At 67.8% G+C, this 18026-nt stretch carries 17 protein-coding genes and 1 tRNA gene; 10 read left to right on the top strand and 8 right to left on the bottom strand.

Going from position 1 to position 18026, the window contains the following annotated elements; all coding sequences use genetic code 11:
* Positions 1-15 precede the first annotated feature (15 nt).
* Positions 16-435, top strand: a complete 420-nt coding sequence (gene flgC / locus CHRYSEO8AT_RS03580; RefSeq protein ID WP_197458415.1) for a flagellar basal body rod protein FlgC — start codon at positions 16-18, stop codon at positions 433-435.
* Positions 436-445: 10 nt separating this feature from the next.
* Positions 446-748 carry a flagellar hook-basal body complex protein FliE gene (fliE, locus tag CHRYSEO8AT_RS03575; RefSeq protein ID WP_159846359.1) on the top strand — a complete coding sequence of 101 codons (303 nt, stop codon included), beginning with the start codon at positions 446-448 and terminating at the stop codon, positions 746-748.
* 190 nt (positions 749-938) lie between these two features.
* On the opposite strand, the gene CHRYSEO8AT_RS03570 is transcribed toward fliE, so the two are convergent.
* From CHRYSEO8AT_RS03570 to CHRYSEO8AT_RS03560, 3 genes are all read right to left on the bottom strand, one after another.
* The gene (locus CHRYSEO8AT_RS03570; RefSeq protein ID WP_159846356.1) at positions 939-1487 is read right to left on the bottom strand and encodes a polysaccharide biosynthesis/export family protein; all 549 of its coding nucleotides are present in this window, start codon (positions 1485-1487) and stop codon (positions 939-941) included.
* 56 nt (positions 1488-1543) lie between these two features.
* A complete protein-coding gene (locus CHRYSEO8AT_RS03565; protein ID WP_159846353.1) occupies positions 1544-2875 on the bottom strand; it encodes an FAD/NAD(P)-binding protein in 1332 nt (443 codons plus the stop codon).
* 99 nt (positions 2876-2974) lie between these two features.
* On the bottom strand, positions 2975-3829 hold the full coding sequence (locus tag CHRYSEO8AT_RS03560; RefSeq protein WP_159846350.1) for a WecB/TagA/CpsF family glycosyltransferase: 855 nt from the start codon (positions 3827-3829) through the stop codon (positions 2975-2977).
* Between the two features lie 224 nt (positions 3830-4053).
* Here CHRYSEO8AT_RS03560 and CHRYSEO8AT_RS03555 point away from each other — a divergent pair.
* From CHRYSEO8AT_RS03555 to ptsN, 8 genes are all read left to right on the top strand, one after another.
* Positions 4054-4140: transfer RNA gene (locus CHRYSEO8AT_RS03555), tRNA-Leu, on the top strand.
* Positions 4141-4241: 101 nt separating this feature from the next.
* Entirely contained in the window at positions 4242-4856 is a 615-nt protein-coding gene (locus CHRYSEO8AT_RS03550) for a ribonuclease D (protein WP_159846347.1), read from the top strand.
* 7 nt (positions 4857-4863) lie between these two features.
* On the top strand, positions 4864-5523 hold the full coding sequence (gene lptC, locus CHRYSEO8AT_RS03545) for an LPS export ABC transporter periplasmic protein LptC (protein ID WP_159846344.1): 660 nt from the start codon (positions 4864-4866) through the stop codon (positions 5521-5523).
* Positions 5524-5525: 2 nt separating this feature from the next.
* A complete protein-coding gene (locus CHRYSEO8AT_RS03540) occupies positions 5526-6014 on the top strand; it encodes an LptA/OstA family protein (RefSeq protein ID WP_236547410.1) in 489 nt (162 codons plus the stop codon).
* Positions 6015-6041: 27 nt separating this feature from the next.
* Positions 6042-6830, top strand: coding sequence for an LPS export ABC transporter ATP-binding protein (gene lptB / locus CHRYSEO8AT_RS03535; RefSeq protein ID WP_159846336.1), 789 nt, complete (start codon positions 6042-6044; stop codon positions 6828-6830).
* 230 nt (positions 6831-7060) lie between these two features.
* The gene (rpoN, locus tag CHRYSEO8AT_RS03530; protein WP_159846333.1) at positions 7061-8560 is read left to right on the top strand and encodes an RNA polymerase factor sigma-54; all 1500 of its coding nucleotides are present in this window, start codon (positions 7061-7063) and stop codon (positions 8558-8560) included.
* 64 nt (positions 8561-8624) lie between these two features.
* Positions 8625-9299, top strand: coding sequence for a ribosome hibernation-promoting factor, HPF/YfiA family (gene hpf, locus CHRYSEO8AT_RS03525; RefSeq protein WP_236547409.1), 675 nt, complete (start codon positions 8625-8627; stop codon positions 9297-9299).
* 80 nt (positions 9300-9379) lie between these two features.
* The gene (ptsN, locus tag CHRYSEO8AT_RS03520) at positions 9380-9844 is read left to right on the top strand and encodes a PTS IIA-like nitrogen regulatory protein PtsN (protein WP_159846330.1); all 465 of its coding nucleotides are present in this window, start codon (positions 9380-9382) and stop codon (positions 9842-9844) included.
* Positions 9845-9880: 36 nt separating this feature from the next.
* On the opposite strand, the gene CHRYSEO8AT_RS03515 is transcribed toward ptsN, so the two are convergent.
* The 5 genes from CHRYSEO8AT_RS03515 to CHRYSEO8AT_RS03495 all read right to left on the bottom strand — a co-directional run bounded on the left by CHRYSEO8AT_RS03515 (position 9881) and on the right by CHRYSEO8AT_RS03495 (position 18024).
* The gene (locus tag CHRYSEO8AT_RS03515) at positions 9881-10132 is read right to left on the bottom strand and encodes a DUF1150 domain-containing protein (protein ID WP_159846327.1); all 252 of its coding nucleotides are present in this window, start codon (positions 10130-10132) and stop codon (positions 9881-9883) included.
* Positions 10133-10196: 64 nt separating this feature from the next.
* Complete coding sequence (locus CHRYSEO8AT_RS03510) at positions 10197-10619, bottom strand: Hsp20 family protein (RefSeq protein WP_159846324.1); 423 nt, start codon at positions 10617-10619, stop codon at positions 10197-10199.
* 127 nt (positions 10620-10746) lie between these two features.
* Complete coding sequence (locus CHRYSEO8AT_RS03505) at positions 10747-12060, bottom strand: ammonium transporter (RefSeq protein WP_159846321.1); 1314 nt, start codon at positions 12058-12060, stop codon at positions 10747-10749.
* Between the two features lie 28 nt (positions 12061-12088).
* Positions 12089-16600, bottom strand: coding sequence for a glutamate synthase large subunit (gene gltB / locus CHRYSEO8AT_RS03500; RefSeq protein WP_159846318.1), 4512 nt, complete (start codon positions 16598-16600; stop codon positions 12089-12091).
* Complete coding sequence (locus tag CHRYSEO8AT_RS03495) at positions 16597-18024, bottom strand: NAD(P)-dependent oxidoreductase (protein ID WP_159851597.1); 1428 nt, start codon at positions 18022-18024, stop codon at positions 16597-16599. The genes gltB and CHRYSEO8AT_RS03495 overlap by 4 nt, the downstream gene beginning before the upstream one ends.
* Positions 18025-18026: the final 2 nt, after the last annotated feature.

The raw sequence follows: 18026 nt of genomic DNA, 5'->3' as shown, positions 1-18026 counted from the left end.
GAGAAGGACTGATAAATGCCTGATCCTATCGCGCCCTCGAACAGCACCATGGCCGTGGCGGCCTCGGCCCTGAAGGCCCAGCAGTCGCGCATGCGCGTCATCGCCGAGAACATCGCCAACGCCCAGTCGACGGCCCGCACGCCGGGCGGCGAGCCCTATCGCCGCCAGATCCCCGTCTTCCAGGCGCGCGAGGTCGATGGCGCGACAGGCGTCACCCTGGCCGAGGTCCGGCCCGACCAGGGCGACTTCAAGATGGACTACGACCCGTCGCACCCGGCCGCGAACGCCCAGGGCTATGTGATGCGGCCGAACGTGGACACTCTGGTCGAGGCGATGGACATGCGCGAGGCGCAGCGCGCCTACGAAGCCAATCTGAACGTCATCGAGACGGCGCGGTCGATGGACAGCCGCACGCTCGACATCATCAAACGCTGAGGACTAGGCCATGAACCCGATGATGGCCGCCAAGGCCTATGCCGCCGTCCAGGGCGGCGCCATGCCTACAGCAGCGCAAGCGCCGGGCGCAGGCGACGGCGGCTTCGCCGACCTGGTCAAGAACGCCATGACCGACATGACCCAGCAGTCGCGCGCGGCCGAAACCCAGATGACGAAGTCGGTTCAGGGCCAAGGCAATCTGATCGATGTGGTCACGGCGCTGAGTTCGGCCGAGGCGTCGTTGGAGACGGTGATCTCGGTGCGCGACCAGGTGATTTCCGCCTACAAGGAAATCATGGCGATGCCGATCTGAGGGCGTCGCGCTCTCGCGGCGCTTCTTGAAAGACATCTCCATTTCAAGCCCGTCATCCTAGGCCTTGTGCCTAGGATCCATGCGCTCGATGTCGAAGGCTGCGCACCCTCCGTCCACCACCGGGATTCTGGATCCTAGGCACAAGGCCTAGGATGACGACGATTGGGGTGAGGGGCGGACGGACTGAACGTCAGAAATACCGCTCGCCGATCCGCAGGGTGTCGCCGGGCGAGACGCGCGTGTCGGCGGTCAGCGGCTGGGGCTCTTCGGTCTGCGAGCCTGCGCGGCGCACGAAGATGCGGCGGGTGTTGGCGCGGTAGGTGAAGCCCTGGGCCGTCGCCACGGCGTTCAGGGCCGTCAGGTCCGGGACATAGGGGTATTCGCCCGGCCGATTGACCTCGCCCAGGATGTAGATGGGGCGATATGCCATCACATGGGCGGTGACGCGGGGCTGGTTCAGATAGCCTTGGCGCAGGGCCTGGGCGACGGCGTCCTGAAGCTGGGCGACCGTCAGGCCGGCGGCCTGGATTTCGCCGATCAGGGGCAGGGCGAGCTTGCCCTCGGCGTTGACGACGAACTCGCCCCCCAGAGCTTCCTCGCCGAAGACGTCGATGCGCACCTTGTCGGCGGAGGCCAGGCGATAATCCGGGACCGTTTGGGGCGCGAAGCCGGCCAGGGCGAACGCCAATGCGACCATGAGGGCCAAGCCGATTATGCCGGTGCGCCGTCCTTGCCGCATGTCAGCCCTTCCCCGACTTCCTGGGTGTGGAAGCTAAACGCGTCGGTTGTTCGGGTCTAGGACCGATCCGACAGAATACGGTGGGCCAGGTCGCGGGCCTGGCCGCGCAGGTCGGGCACGGCGGTCATTTCCCAAAAGGCGCCGCGCGTCAGGGGGCCGATGGCGTGCAGTCCCTTGGCCGGTCCGCCCGCCCCGTCCATCAGCCGGCCGTCGTCGTCGACCTGAAGGCCCAGGCCCAGGGGGTCGGGGCGGCCGTAACCCTTGTCCAGGATGTCGCGGATCATCGGCTCGGTGCTCTTGGAGATCACGCCCAGCGGGCCGGTGCAGTTCACCACCAGGTCGAAGCGGTCGCGGATGGCGCGTTTCTTCCCGCGCGGACGCCAGGAAACCTCGATCACGTCGGTGGTCTTCAGCTCGGTCAGCTTGCCCGCCAGGATGGTCAGCTCGCCGCCGGCCAGCATGGAGTGGATGTCACGCGCCGGGCCGGGCGACAGGCGGTGACGATGGACGTCCCACAGCGGGCGAAGGTGCCGCAGGAAGCGGCTGCGTTCGACCTGCGACCAACCGCGCCAGATGTCGCGAGCGGAATGGCGCAGCGTATCGAAGACGGCGCGCCAATCGGCCTGCGCCGTCGCGGCGCGAACCTGTTTCAGGATCTGGGAGGGGCTGCCGGCAAAGGTCCCGGCATAGGTGCCCGGGGGGACGGTGGCGTGGGCGCGGGGCAGGAGGCCGTGACGCGACAGGGCGGTCAGCCTGCGTCCCGGTCGGCGCAGCGTCAGGGCCGCATCCACCATCGTCAGGCCCGAACCGATCAGCAGGACGTTGCGCGCGTCGCCGGCCGAGTGGGGATCGAACCGCCAGGGGTTCTCGACATAGGCGGGAGAGTTCCGAACCTCGGCCTCGACGCCGGGGGGCGAGGCGGGTTCTAGATTGCCCAGGGCCAGCACCACCTGATCGGCCGTGATCTCGCCGTCGCTGGCAGCGATATGCCAGCCGTCGTCCTGGCGATCGATGGAGCGGGCCTCGCCGCCGATCAGGGTCAGCCGGTCGGGGGCGTCGTCCAGCGCCTCGTCCAGCAGGAAGCGCAGATATTCGCCATAGACGCCGCGGGTGATGAAGCCGTCCTGGGCGCGCCACGACGGCTGTTCCGCCAGCCAGTCGGCCAGATGCCCCGGCTGGTCGGGAAAGGCGCTCATATTGTCCAGACGGACGTTCAGCAGATGACCGGGATTGCCGGTGTCATAGGCCGTGCCGGGACCAAAGACGCCGCGTCGTTCGATCAGGGTGACCCGCACATGTGGAGAGGCCTTCAGCAGATTGACGGCGGTTAGCAGGCCGCTGAAACCCGCGCCGACGATGGCGACATGCGGTCCATTCTGCTGTGGCATTCGCGCCCCTGTTCCGGTTTCCGTCCGTGTCGATAGCACACGACGGGCGGGGTCCGATCATGGCGATAAATATCTATCTGACCAGTAGGAATAAAGTGATCAGGCGGGGGGAGACCGGCGGCGTCGGGCGTCGCGGATGTCGCGCAAAGCCAAGGGCAGCAGAGTCCAGGGCTCGACGCAGTAGCGGACGAACAGCCGTTTGGGGTCGTGCAACAGGCGATAGGCCCATTCGATTCCGACCCGCCCCATCCAGCGCGGGGCCGCGCTCTGGACGCCCGCCTCATAGTCGAAGGCGGCGCCGACCGACAGGATGATGCAATCGGGCAGGCGGTCGAAGTTGTCGGCGATCCACAGCTCCTGGCGCGGCATCCCCATGCCGACGAAGAGGATGTGGGGCTGGAAGGCCGTCACCTGAGCGAGAACCGTCGCGTTCTCGGGCCCGTCGCGACGGGCGTCGAAGAAGCCGTGGTGGATGGCGATGTCGGCGCCGGGATAGCGCGCCTTCAGCCGCCGGGCCGCCTCGTCGCCGACGCCGGGCGCGCCGCCGATGGACATGACGCGCCAGCCCTCGCGGTTCGCCACGCTCCAGAAATGGTCGCGCCAGTCCAGATAGGTGCAGCGGTGAAAGCCCCGGCTGTGCAGGCCCAGCGCGCGCGAGAACCACAGCAGGGGGGTGGAATCGACCTCGACCAGGTCGGCCCGATCATAGAAGGCCGCCAGCTCGGGGCGTTTCTGGATCAGATACAGGCTGTGCAGATTGTGATTGGCGATCAGGCTCTTCTCGCCCTGAAGCACCGCCTGCTGCACATGGTGCAGAACCTCTTCCGGCTTCACCAGATCGACCGGCTGACCGAGCATACGCACGCGCTCGTGGGCGCGGCGGCGCTGGCGGAATGGCGCGCGCGGCTTGGCGCGGCGTTCGGGCGTTTGGGGGCTGAGGGACGGGTCCGCCATGGGGCGCTTCTAGGCGGCCCAACCTCAAGACGGGGTTAGAAAAGAGGCTTAGCGGACGTTAAGTCTCCGTTGAACGCGGGTCCGAAAGGCTATGCGGCAAGGCTTGAAGCGCCGCTTGCGGAATAAAACGACATGGCGAGAAAAATCCTTGTTGACCCCGCCCGGAGCCTCCCTTAGAGGTCCGCGCCTTCCCGATGGAAACGCCGCAAGGCGCTGCCGACGGGGCCCAGATGGCGGAATTGGTAGACGCGCTGGCTTCAGGTGCCAGTGGCTTAACGGCCGTGGAGGTTCGAGTCCTCTTCTGGGCACCATCTTTCAGACGGCGTCGTGTCCTTGGACACGACGCCGTTGTTGTTTCAGCGCCCAAGCTTGCCCGTTTCGCCCGCCGCGTTCGCCGTGTAAGAGCCAGAGCATGACCGTTTACCTGCACGAGGGCGACCTGCCCGACGACCTGGACCTGGGGCCCGAAGTCGCCATCGATTCCGAGACCATGGGCCTGCGCTTCCGCCGCGATCCGCTGTGCGTGGTGCAGCTGTCGTCCGGCGACGGGAACGCCCATGTCGTGCGGATGAGACGACCGGACTATGATTGTCCGAACCTGAAGCGGGTGCTGACCGATCCGGCGGTGACCAAGATCTTCCACTTCGGCCGGTTCGACATCGGCATGTTCCTGTTGCACCTCGGTGTCGAGACGCGGCCTGTCTATTGCACCAAGATCGCCTCCAAGCTGGCGCGGACCTATACCGACCGGCACGGGCTGAAGGACGTGGTGCGCGAGACGGTGGGCGTGGATCTGTCCAAGGCCCAGCAGTCGTCGGACTGGGGCGCGGAAACACTGACCCAGGCGCAGCTAGATTACGCCGCTTCGGACGTCCTTTATCTGCATGCGGCCAAGGCCAAGCTGGACCTGATGCTGGCGCGCGAGGGGCGCGCCGAGCTGGCGGCCAAATGTTTCGACTTCCTGCCGACCCGTTCGGCGCTCGATCTCGCCGGCTGGGACGAGATCGACATCTTCGCCCATAGCTGAGGCGCGCTTGACCGAACCCGGCGAACAGTCCCGCATCGAGGCCGACGAGGCCAGGGTCGCCCTGGCCGGCGCCCGCTGGCGTGCGCGCTCGCGGCGGGTCAAGCTGCTGCGTCGGGTGCTGCCGATCGTCATCCTGGTGCTGGCGGGCGGCGCCCTGACCTGGACCGTCTTCCGCACCGTGATGTCGGGTGTGGAGCGCAAGGCCAGCCAGAGCCAGGAAGTTCGCCTGGACGCACCCCTGTTCCACGGCCAGGACGCCCAGGGCCGCGCCTTCACCGTCGGCGCCCAAGGGGCGGTGCGCGATCCGGCGACCGGCCATTTCCGCCTGATCGGCCCGGCGCTGAAGCTGAACCTGGGCGGACGCAAGGTGACCGAGCTGACCGCCGACGGCGGCACATACAACGAGCAGGCCAAGACGGTGACCATCGGTCCGAACGTGCGGATTTCGGACGGCGGCACCGGTTTCGTCCTGACCACGCCCGAGGCGGTGGTCGACACCTCGACCGGAAACGTCACCGGTTCAAAGGGCGTTCAGGGTTCCGGCCCTATTGGAACCATCAACGCATCGTCCTATGCGATCTATGATCAGGGACAGCGCGTCGTCTTCGACGGCGCGGGCGACAACAAGGTGATGGGCGTGCTGACGCCCAAGGGGTCTGGCGGATGATCATGACGAAGATTTCAAAGGCTTTGGCGGCGGTCGCCGTCGTGACGATCGTGGCCCTGCCGGCCGTCGGCGACGCGCAATCGCAAACGGGCAACCAGCCCGTGGCCTATGGCGCGGACTCGGTCGAATATGGCCCCAACCGCATCATCCTGAGAGGCCGGGCCGAGGCGACGCAGGGCGGCAACCGTTTCCGCGCGGACACCCTGACCCTGGTCAGCGGCGAGGGCGGCGACCTGCAACGGGCGGAAGCGGCCGGGACCGTCTATTTCGTGACCCCGGACCAGTCGATGCGCGGCGACCGCGCCGTCTATAATCTGGGCAATGGCGAGATCGTGGTGACGGGGAATGTCGTCCTGACCCAGGGCAAGAACGTCCTGACCGGCTCGCGCCTGGTCTATAATATCAACACCGAAGCCGCCCGCATGGATGGTGCGCCGCGCGGCGCCGCCGGAAGCCGCGTGCAGGGCGTCTTCTACCCCAACGCAAACTGAGGCCGTCGGCCGTCTGGACCTGAGCATTTGGCGCGCAAGGAACTGTCAGCCCTGAACCTGGACGACCGGCCCCAACTGGCGCCCGTCGTTTCGCCTGCGGAAAAGGGTCTGCGGGTGCTGAACCTCGCCCGGTCGTTCGGGCCGCGTCAGGTGGTGCGTGACGTGTCCCTGACGGTGCAGCGGGGCGAGGTCGCGGGCCTGCTGGGTCCCAACGGCGCGGGCAAGACCACCTGTTTCTACATGATCACCGGCCTGATCCCGCCGGACTCGGGCACGATCTGGCTGGACGGTGAGGACATCACCGGCCAGCCGATGTACCAGCGCAGCCGCATGGGCCTGGGCTATCTGGCGCAGGAAGCCTCGATCTTCCGCGGCATGACGGTCGAGCAGAACGTCAAGGCGGTGGTCGAGCTGAACTATCCCCGCGACCAGATCCGCGCCGAGACCGATCGGCTGCTGAACGAACTGCATATCGACCACCTGCGCCATGCTGGGGCCACGGCCCTGTCGGGCGGCGAGCGTCGGCGGGTCGAGATTGCACGCGCGCTGGCGGGCCGGCCGTCCTTCATGCTGCTGGACGAACCCTTCGCCGGCATCGATCCCCTGGCCATCGCCGACATCCGCACCGTGATCCGCTACCTGGCCAGCCAAGGCATCGGCGTGCTGATCACCGACCATAATGTGCGCGAGACCCTGGACATCACCGACCGCGTCTCGATCATCTCGAACGGCGCCGTGCTGTTCGAAGGGACGTCGGACGAGGCGGTCCACGACGCCGAAGTGCGCCGGGTGTATCTGGGCGAAAACTACGTTTGATCGCGACGTCTCCTCCCTGCGAAGCGGTGGAGGGGCTCTGGAAGCCCTACAGGCGCTTGCGATGCGGTGAAGAACCCCTCCGTCATGGCGCGAAGAGCGCCGCGCCACCTCCCCATCGCTGCGCGACAAGGAGGAGACGATGTGACGTTCGTCTCACGTTAACCGGTTAGGCGACATTCTGCCCCAGCAAGTTCCGGGCCACTCGGCGGCCGGGCGGGAAGATTTCGAACGTGATCGGGCAAAGGTTAGAGGTCAGGCAGGGGCAGGGGCTGGTCATCACGCCCCAGCTGCAGCAGGCGATCAAGCTGCTGCAACTGTCGAATCTTGAGCTGGACGATTTCGTCGAGGCCGAGCTGGAACGCAATCCGCTGCTGCAACGCGAGGAGCAGGAGGGCGACACGCCCGAGCCGGTCGAGCGCATCGAGGCGACGGCGGACGGCGAGATGTCGTTCGGCGACGGGGTCGGGCATGAGTCCGTGTCCGGCATGGATGCCGGCTCGGACGACGTCTATGGCGACGCCGCGCCGGGCGAGCGCACCAGCGACCGGATGATCGACGAGGCCCAGCCGGGTCTGTCGGACTGGTCCAGCGCCGGCAAGGGCGGCCAGATGTTCGAGGGCGACGGCGAACGGCCCGACACGCACGAACTGACATTGTGGGAACATCTTCAGGCCCAGGCCTCCTCGGCCGGGTTTTCGCCTTCCGATCACGGAATCGCCCTGACCCTGATCGATGCGACGGACGAGGGCGGTTATTTGCGCGGCGAGCTGGCCGAGTTCGCCGACCGGCTGGGCGTGCCGCTGGAGCGGATCGAGGCGGTTCTGGCCGTCTGTCATGGATTCGAGCCGACCGGGATCATGGCGCGGTCCGTGCCGGAATGCCTGAAGCTGCAGCTGATCGAGCGCAATCGGTTCGATCCGGCGATGGCGGCCTTGCTGGACAATCTGGACCTGTTGGCCAGGCGCGACCTGGCGGGGCTGAAGAAGGTCTGCGACGTCGACGGCGAGGACCTGACCGACATGATCGCCGAGCTGAAGGCGCTGACGCCGCGCCCTGGCGCGGGCTTTGGCGGCGAACCGGCCCAGACGGTGGTGCCGGATGTCCATGTGCGGCCCGACCCGGCCGGCGGCTGGCGGGTCGAGCTGAACGCCGACACCCTGCCGCGGCTGCTGGTGGACAAGCGCTATCACGGGCTGGTGCAGGCGGGCGCGCGGTCCGATACGGAAAAGACCTTCGTCGCCGACTGCGCCGCCCAGGCCAACTGGCTGGTCAAGTCGCTGGACCAGCGAGCCAAGACCATACTGAAGGTGTCGTCCGAAATCGTGCGCCAGCAGGACGCCTTCCTGGCCTTCGGCGTCGAGTTCCTGCGGCCGCTCAATCTGAAGACCGTCGCCGACGCCATCGGCATGCACGAATCGACGGTCAGCCGCGTCACCTCGAACAAATATATCGCCACCCCGCGCGGCGTGTTCGAGCTGAAATTCTTCTTCACCGCCGCCATCCAGTCGGTGGACGGCGCATCGACCCATTCGGCCGAGGCCGTCCGTCACCGGATCAAGTCGATGATCGACGGCGAGGGTCTGGAGGGCGACGTTTTGTCCGACGACAAGATTGTGGAAATCCTGAAGGAAACGGGCATCGACATCGCTCGCCGGACCGTGGCCAAGTACCGGGAAGCCTTGAGGATTCCCTCGTCTGTCGAGCGCCGCAGGATGATGAAGACCGCCTGACAAGCGTGACCACAAAACGGTGATCCCGATTGACACCAAATCCGGTCGGGAGCGTTCTGTCTGCATGCAAGTCCAAGTGAGCGGCAAGCAAGTGGATGTTGGCGGAGCGTTAGGCTCGCGCATCTCCCAGGAACTCGAAGACGGGGTCGGAAAATACTTCGCCCGAGGCGGTGAAGACGCCGAAGTCGTGGTGTCCAAGGACGGCCACAACTTCAAGGTGGACTGTTGGGTCCGCCTCGCGTCGGGCCAGACTCTGGTGACGACCGGCATGGGCGGCGACGCTCATTCCGCCTTCACCGAGGCGCTGGATCGGCTCGAAAAGAGGGTCCGTCGCTACAAGCGCCGGCTCAAGGATCACCACATCGGACCCAAGGGTCTGTCGCCCGAGAAGACCGAGAACGCCGCCCGCGAAGTCGCACGCAGCATCGTGCTGCGTGATCCCGACAGCGTGGAGGACGATGTCTTCGGCGACACTGGCGAGAACGACGGCCCGCCGCCGGTGGGCATGGTCATCGCCGAGACCGAGCACGAAATCCGCACCATCACGGTCGGACGCGCGGTGTTGGAGCTGGATATGACGGGCTATCCCGTCGTGCTGTTCCGTAACGCGGCGCATGGCGGCCTGGCGGTCGTCTATCGTCGCCCGGACGGCAATGTGGGCTGGATCGATCCCGAAATCGCCAGCGCGACCAACGGCAAGGCCCAAGGCAATGGCAAGACCAACGGCTCAGTGAACTGAACAGCCAAGTTTGACTTCGGCGCGGGAGCCTCTAAACGGGCGCCCGCGCCGTTGTCGTCTGCGTGTATCGAGGTTGTCTGATGGACATCGGTGATCTGCTCGCGCCCAAGGGCGTGGTGCTGCGCGGTGGCGCGTCGTCCAAGCGACAGGCGTTGCATGCGTTGGCCGAGGCGACGTCTCACGCCCTGGGCATCGACGAATCACGGATTTTCGACGCCCTGATGGAGCGCGAGGCGCTGGGATCGACCGGGCTGGGATCTGGCGTGGCCGTGCCGCATGCCCGTCTGGACGAAGTGAGCCAGGTGACGGCCGTCTTCGTGCGGCTGGATACGCCTGTGGCCTATGACGCCGTGGACGATCGTCCGGTGGATCTGATCTTTGGGCTGTACGCCCCGTCCAAGGCGGGTGCGGAGCATCTGCGGGCGCTGGCGGCGGTGTCGCGCGCCATGCGTTCGCCCGAACTGCGCGAACAACTGCGGCAGGCGCGCACGACCGATGCGATCCGGGCGCTGTTCGTCAAGGATACGGCCGCCACGGCAGCCTGAAACAGGCGGCGTGTTCCGCGCCGCCCGTCATTGCAATCAGTGAACCGAAACCGGCTCCAGCTCGTGCGCCACGGCGGCGGCGAAGGCGGTGTCGCGGTCGATCATGACCGCCAGACGTTCACCGTCGGCGCTGTGGACGGCATAGAGGGACTGGCCGGGGTTCAGGTCCACGTCCTTGATCTCGACCGCTTCCTCAAGCAGGTCGGAGGCCTTGATCTCCCGCACATAGACGAGGTCAGGGGCGCCCAGTCCTGCAAAATCTTCCTTGGTCATCGTCATCGGCGTCATTAGGACCGCCTCCTTTGAGTTTTACAACGCCCATATCGACGGGCGGTTCTGACAGCCGCGCTTTTCAGCGGGCCGTGATCGGAATGCGCCGCACCTGGCGCTCGGCCTCGGGCCGGACAAGGTCGACGTGCAGCAGGCCGTGCTCCAGCCGGGCGCCCTCGACCTCCAAGCCGTCGGCCAGGACGAAGTTGCGCACGAAGCCGCGTGCGGCGATGCCTCGGTGCAGGAAGGCCTGTTCTCCCTTGCCCGCGTCTTCGCGCTTGCCGGCGATGGTCAGTTGGCGGCCGTCCAGGGTGATGGCCAGTTCGTCGGGCGCAAACCCGGCGACGGCCAGGCTGATGCGCACGCCCGCCTCGCCGATCTGTTCGACATTGTAGGGCGGATAGCTTTCGGCTGCGGCCTTGGCGGCGCGGTCGATCAGGGCGCGGGTGTGGTCGAAGCCCAGCAGGAAGGGGCTGTCGAACAGGATGGTGCGCGTCGTCGTCATCTGAGGTCCTTGCGTAAAGCGACCGAGCGGCCGGTCTCCCGCAATCGGCAAGACCTTCCGTCACAGATGAAGATGGGGGCGGACGGGGGCGGGATCAACCGCCCGCGTCCGGCGCCCTGTGGGCCGGTTAGTGGATGGCCTCGCCGTGCTGGGTATAGTCCAGCCCCTCGACCTCTTCGTCCTTGGTCACGCGCAGGCCCGTGGTGAACTTGCAGATCATCAGGACGACGAAGGTGCCGGCCGCGCTCCAAACGATGACGCCGCCCAGGCCGATGGCCTGTTTCCACACCGTGGCGCCATCGGACAGGGCGTTGACGGTCGTGGTGGCGAAGACGCCGGTCAGCAGGGCGCCGACGATGCCGCCGACGCCATGCACGCCGAAGGCGTCCAGGCTGTCGTCGTATTTCAGCGCATGCTTCAGCCAGACCGCGCCCGCATAGCAGGCCGGGCCGGCGATCAGGCCGATGAAGAAGGCGCCCTTGGGATCGACGAAGCCGGCGGCGGGTGTAATGGCGACCAGACCACCGACGATGCCGGACAACAGGCCCAGCAGGGTAGGGCGCTTGCGGTCGAACCATTCGATGGTCATCCAGCCGAGGGCCGCGGCCCCGGCGGCCAGGATGGTGTTGAAGGCGGCCGTGGCGGCCAGGGCGTCGGCAGCCCCAGCCGACCCGGCGTTGAAGCCCAGCCACCCGACCAGCAGCAGGCCGGTGCCGATGGCGCTGTAGACAAGGTTGGCGGGGGCCATGTTGTCGCGCCCGAAGCCGTGACGCGGCCCCAGCACCAGGGCGCAGACCAGGCCGGCGACGCCCGCATTGACGTGGACCACCGCCCCGCCCGCGAAGTCGAGCACGCCCAGCCCGCCCAGATATCCGCCGCCCCAGACCTGGTGACAGATCGGCGCATAGACGATCAGGTGCCATAGGGCGAAGAACAGCAGGCTGGCCGAGAACTTCATCCGCTCGGCGAAGGCGCCGGCGATCAGGGCCGGGGTGATGATGGCGAAGGTCATCTGGAAGCTGACGAACAGCAGTTCGGGCAGGCCCGGCAGCAGGCTGTGGGCCGTCTGGGACGTCACCCCGTTCAGGAAGGCCGCCTGGACCCCGCCGATGAAGCCGTTGATCGCGTCCGGTCCCTTGCCGAACGCCAGGCTGTAGCCGACCAGGAACCACAGCACCGAGACGATGGCGAAGGCGGCCGCCGACTGGGCGATGACGCTGATGATGTTCTTCTTGCGCACCATGCCGCCGTAGAACAGCGCCAGCCCCGGCAGGGTCATCAGCAGCACCAGCGCCGTCGAGGTCAGGATCCAGGCCGTCGCCGCATTGTCGATGACCAGCGGCGCCTGGTGCGCCAGCAGGGCGGGCGCGGCGAGAACGGGAGACGCCAGCGACGCCGCCCCCGCGACAAGTGTGGCGGCGAGGGCGGCGTGTCGGGTCATGGCGTCTTTCTAGAGTGGACGGTGGCGATCAGGCGGATGTTTTCAGGCGTTCCGTGCGGGCGACGATGTCAGTCAGGGGCACGATGCGGACGAAGCGGTTCAGGCTGTTGTCCCAGTCGCCCAGCAGGCGTCGGGCCAGCGGGGATGCGGTCGCCGCCAGATGCGCCTCGACCAGGCCGCGCAGCCGTTCGGCCGCGGCCGCGTCGATGTCGGACACGCCCGCCAGGTCGCCGTTCAGAGCCCGTTCTGCAAAGCCCGGCTGGTCCAGCACGAACAGCTCGCCGCCGCTCATGCCCGCCGCCAGGTTCCAGCCGACCGAGCCCAGCACGACCACCCGACCGCCGGTCATATATTCGCAGCCGTGCGCGCCCAGGCCCTCGACCACGGCCTCGGCGCCCGAGTTGCGCACCGCGAACCGCTCGCCCGCCGCGCCGGCCACGAACAGCCTGCCGGAGGTCGCGCCATACAGGGTGGTGTTGCCGCAGATCAGCTGATCCTCGCGCCATTCGGGCGTGCGAACCGAGATCTCGGCGCCCGACAGGCCCTTGCCGACATAGTCGTTGGCCTCGCCCGTCAGGTGCAGTTCCAGACCCTTGGCGGCGAAGGCGCCGAAGCTCTGGCCGGCGATGCCTTCCAGACGCAGCTTCAGACGACCGGCCGGACCCTGAGGGCCGAAGCGCCGCACGATGGCGGACGAGACGGCGGCCCCGACCGTGCGCTGGGTGTTGTTCAGCGGATAGGACAGTTCCAGCGTCTGGCCGCGATCCAGGAAGCGGACGGCGTCCTGCAGCACGCGGGCGTCCAGGCTGTCGGCGATGGGCTTGCGGGTCGTCTTGTCGGCCCATTTGCCGGCCGCGCCCTCGTCCACCTGAACCAGCAGGGGGTTCAGGTCGAGGTCGTCCAGGTGCGAGCCGCCGCGACGGACCTGACGCAGCAGGTCGGTGCGGCCGATGATCTCGTCCATGGTGCGGGCGCCGATGGAGGCCAGGATTTCGCGCGTCTCCTCGGCGATGAAAGTGAACAGGTTGACGACCTTGTCGGGGGTGCCGGTGAACTTTTCGCGCAGCCGGTCGTCCTGGGAGCAGACGCCGACGGGGCAGGTGTTCGAGTGGCACTGGCGCACCATCAGACAGCCCATGGCGATCAGGGCGGCGGTGCCGACGCCGTATTCCTCGGCCCCCAGCATGGCGGCGATGACCACGTCGCGGCCGGTGCGGACCCCGCCGTCGGTGCGCAGGGTGACCGAGCCGCGCAGATTGTTCAGCGTCAGCACCTGGTGGGCCTCGGCTAAACCGATCTCCCACGGCAGGCCGGCGTGTTTGATCGAGGTCTGGGGCGAGGCGCCGGTGCCGCCGTTGTGGCCGGCGATCAGGATGGCGTCGGCATTGGCCTTGGCCACGCCCGAGGCGATTGCGCCGATGCCCGAGGCCGACACCAGTTTCACCGTCACCCGCGCATCGGGGTTGATGGCCTTCAGATCATAGATCAGCTGGGCCAGGTCCTCGATCGAATAGATGTCGTGGTGCGGCGGCGGCGAGATCAGGGTCGTGCCGGGCACGGCGTGGCGCATCCGGGCGATGAACTCGGTGACCTTGAAGCCTGGCAACTGGCCGCCCTCGCCGGGCTTGGCGCCCTGGGCCACCTTGATCTCGATCTCGCGGCACTGGTTCAGATATTCGGCGGTGACGCCGAACCGGCCCGAGGCGACTTGCTTGACCGCCGAGTTGGCGTCATCGCCGTTCGGACGCGGGTGATAGCGTTCGGGATCCTCGCCGCCCTCGCCCGAGACCGAACGGGCCCCGATGCGGTTCATGGCGATGTTCAGGGTCTCGTGCGCTTCGGGGCCAAGCGCCCCCAGCGACATGGCCTGGGTCAGGAAGCGGCGGCGGATGTCCGACACGCTCTCGACCTGCTCCACCGGAATGGCGACGCCTTTGCGGAAGTCCAGCAGGTCGCGCAGGCTGAGGTCGGCCTGGGCGCGGACGACCTCGGAGAACTGCTTGAAGCGGCGATAGTCGCCCCGGTTGCAGGCGTCCTGCAGCAGGTGGATCGTCTTGGCCTCGTGGGCGTGGGCCTCGCCGCCCGAACGGATCTTGAAGAAGCCGCCGATGGCGGGCGAGGGCAGGGCCTCGCCCCAGGCCACCTTGTGCCGCTTCATCGCCGCCTGCTCCAGACCGGCTAAACCGATGCCGGAAATGCGCGAGGGCGCGCCGGGGAAGAACTCGGCCGTCAGGGCACGCGACAGGCCCAGCACCTCGAACTCGCAGCCGCCGCGATAGGCGGAGATGACGCTGATCCCCTTGCGGGCCAGGGTCTTCAGCAGGCCCGCCTCGATGCCCGCCTTGTAGTTCAGACAGGCGTCTCGCAGCGTCAGGCCGGGATACAGGCCCCGGTCCAGACGCTCCTGGAAGAGGTCCTGGGCCAGCCAGGCGTTGACGGTGGTGGCGCCCACACCGACCAGGACGGCGAACCCGTGAGGGTCCAGCGTCTCGGCCGTGCGCACGACGATGGAGCAATAGGTGCGCAGGCCCGCCTTGGTCAGGCGGCCATGAACCCCGGCAGTGGCCAGGATCATCGGGGCGGCCAAACGATCCACGGCCCCTGCCTGATCCGTCAGCACGATCAGGGCGGCGCCGTCGCGGGCGGCGGCCTCGGCCTCGTCCATGATGCGGTCCAGGGCCGCGCGCAGGCCGGCGCCGGAACGGGCCTCGTCCGACGGAACGTCATAGCTGCAGTCGATGACCACGGTCGAACCGGCCCCGACCGTCTCGACCATCCGCTCGTACATGCCGTTGGTCAGGACCGGGCTGTCCAGAACGAAGACGTCGGTCTGGGCCTCTTCCTCGGCCAGGATGTTGCCCAGGTTCTTGAACCGGGTCTTCAGGCTCATGGCGCCTGCTTCGCGCAACGGGTCGATGGGCGGGTTGGTGACCTGGCTGAAGTTCTGGCGGAAATAGTGGCTCAGCGGGCGCGGCAGGGCCGACAGCACCGCCGGCGGGGCGTCGTCGCCCATCGAGCCGACCGCCTCCTTGCCGTCGCGCACCAGGGCGTCCAGCAGCAGGTCCAGGTCCTCGCGGCTGTAGCCGGCGGCGATCTGACGGCGGGTCAAAGCTTCGCCCGAGGCCGAGCGCGGTTCGGGTCCGGGGCCGATGATCGGCTCCAGATCGACCATATTGTCCAGCCACTCGGTATAGGGGTGGGCGGCGGACAGGGCGTCGATGGCTTCGTGCTCGTCGTACAGACGGCCGTGCTTCATATCGACGGCGATCAGCTTGCCGGGGCCGATGTGCAGGCGACGCTTCACCCGGCTTTCTGGGATCGGAACCAGGCCGGCTTCGGACCCGGCCATCAGCAAACCATCGACGGTCTCTACGGCGCGCAGGGGACGCAGGCCGTTGCGGTCCTTGCCCGCCACGATCCAGCGGCCGTCGGCGGCGCAGATGGCGGCCGGGCCGTCCCACGGCTCCATGACCGCATTGCAATAGGCGTAGAAGGCCCGGTGCTCGGGCGGCATGACCACGTCGTCCTTGGCCCAGGCCTCGGGGATCAGCAGAGCCTTGGCCATCGGCGCGGGGCGACCGGCGTGGACCAGCACCTCCATGACATTGTCCAGCGCCGCCGAGTCCGACCCGCCCGGCTGGACCACCGGCTTCACCTCGCGGTCGCGGTCGCCGAAGGCCTGGGCGGCCATGCGGATTTCGTGCGACTTCATCCAGTTGAGGTTGCCCTTCAGCGTGTTGATCTCGCCGTTGTGGGCCATCATCCGGAAGGGCTGGGCCAGCTTCCACTCGGGGAAGGTGTTGGTCGAATAGCGCTGGTGGAAGACGGCGTAGGCCGAGACGAAACGCGGGTCCTCCAGGTCGGGATACAGGTCGCCCAGCAGTTCGGCGCGGACCATGCCCTTGTAGGCGATGGAGCGTGCGGACAGGGTGCAGATATAGACGGCGGCCAGATTCTCGGTCTTGACCGTCTTCTCGATGCGGCGACGGCACAGATACAGCTCGCGCTCCAGCGCCTCGCCGTCCAAGGGTTCGCCTGCGTCGTCCAGCGGCGGAGCCAGCATGATCTGTTCGATCTCGGGCCGGGTCGCGCCGGCCTTGGTCCCCACGACCGACAGGTCGATCGGCGTCTGGCGCCAGCCATAGATCCAGAAACCGGCGCGCAGGGCCTCGGTCTCGACGATGGCGCGGGCGCGGTCCTGGGCGCCCAGGTCGGTGCGCGGCAGGAAGACCTGGCCGACGCAGATCGGGCCGGGACGCAAGCTTTGGCCGATCGAGGCCACCTGTTCGGCGAAGAAACCCTGGGGCAGTTCGGCCATGATGCCGGCGCCGTCGCCCGACAGGCCGTCGGGATCGACCGCGCCCCGGTGGGCTACGGCCTTCAGGCTGCGGATCGCATATTCGACCACATCGCGGCGCGGCGTGCCGTCGATGGAGCAGACCAGGCCCACGCCGCAGGCGTCGCGCTCGGAGGCGCGATCATAGGCGTTGCCGGCTTCCAGCCGGTCGCGGGTCTCATTGTACTTGGTCAGCCAGGTCATGCCGCGACCTCCTCGGTGCGGGTCTTGAAGTAGCGGTCGATCTCGGCGGCGGCGTCCTGGCCTTCGCGGACGGCCCAGACGACCAGGGAGGCGCCGCGCACCGCGTCGCCGGCGGCGAAGACGCCGGGCAGGCTGGTGGCGAAGCTGATGGAGCCGACCTTGATGGTGCCGTCGTCGCGCAGGCGCAGATCGGGCTCATGCGCCGCGAACGGCTCGGGTGAAAAGCCCAGGGCCTCGATGACGATGTCGGCCGGAATGTCGAAGTCGGCGCCGGGGACGGGCACGATGTCGCGACGCTGGCCCGGGGAGGCCTCGGTCAGTTGCATACGCGCGGCGCGGACGCCGGTGACGGTGTCGCCCTGGGACAGCAGGGCCTTGGGCGCGCCCAGCCATTCGAAGATGACGCCTTCCTCCTCGGCGTTGACGACCTCGCGGGCCGAGCCGGGCATGTTCTCGCGGTCGCGACGATACAGGCAGGTGACCGAGGCCGCGCCCTGCCGCACGGCGGTGCGGACACAGTCCATGGCGGTGTCGCCGCCGCCGATCACGACCACCCGCTTGCCGCGCGCCTCGTGCCAGCCGGCTTCCTCGGCGTCGCCCAGGTCGCGGCGGTTCTGATGCGTCAGATAGGACAGGGCCTCGACGGTCGAGTCCGCGCCACGACCGGGCGCCGACAGGATGCGGGGCTGATAGACGCCCATGGCCAGCAGGACCACGTCGTGGCGCTCGCGCAGTTCGGTCAGGGTCACGTCCTTGCCGACCTCGCAGCCCAGCACGAACTGGACGCCGCCGTCGACCAGACGGTCCACGCGGCGCTGGACCACGTGCTTCTCCAGCTTGAAGCCGGGAATGCCGTAGATCAGCAGGCCGCCGGCGCGGTCGTGGCGGTCATAGACTGTGACCTGATAACCCTCGGTGCGCAGACGGTCGGCGGCGGCCAGACCGGCGGGGCCGGCGCCGACGACGCCCACGCTTTCGCCGCGTTCGGCCGCCGGGCGGATCGGTTCGACCCAGCCGTTGGCGAAGGCCTGATCGCCCAACCAGGCCTCGACCGAGCCGATGGTCACGGCGTCCCAGCCGGACTGGTTCAAGGTGCACGAGCCTTCGCACAGTCGGTCCTGCGGGCAGATGCGGCCGCAGATTTCGGGCATGGTCGAGGTCAGGGCCGCGACGCGCCAGGCCTCGCGCGGCTCGTTCTCAGCCGACAGGCGCAGCCAGTCGGGGATGTTGTTCTGAAGCGGGCAGGCGTTCTGGCAGAACGGCACGCCGCAGTCGGTGCAGCGCGACGCCTGTTTCTCGGCCGTCTCGGTGGACGGCGGAATCGTGATCTCGCCGAAACCGCGCGCGCGCAGTTCGGCTGAGGCCTTCGAGAGGCGGCGTGGTTCGACGACGAAAGTCCCGCCTTGCTTCAGGGTCTTATGCATAC

It is taken from the genome of Brevundimonas sp. G8 (assembly GCF_902506205.1).
Lineage (GTDB): Bacteria > Pseudomonadota > Alphaproteobacteria > Caulobacterales > Caulobacteraceae > Brevundimonas.
Note: the sequence above shows the minus strand (reverse complement) of the source record. Positions and strands in the feature narration are given on the sequence as shown.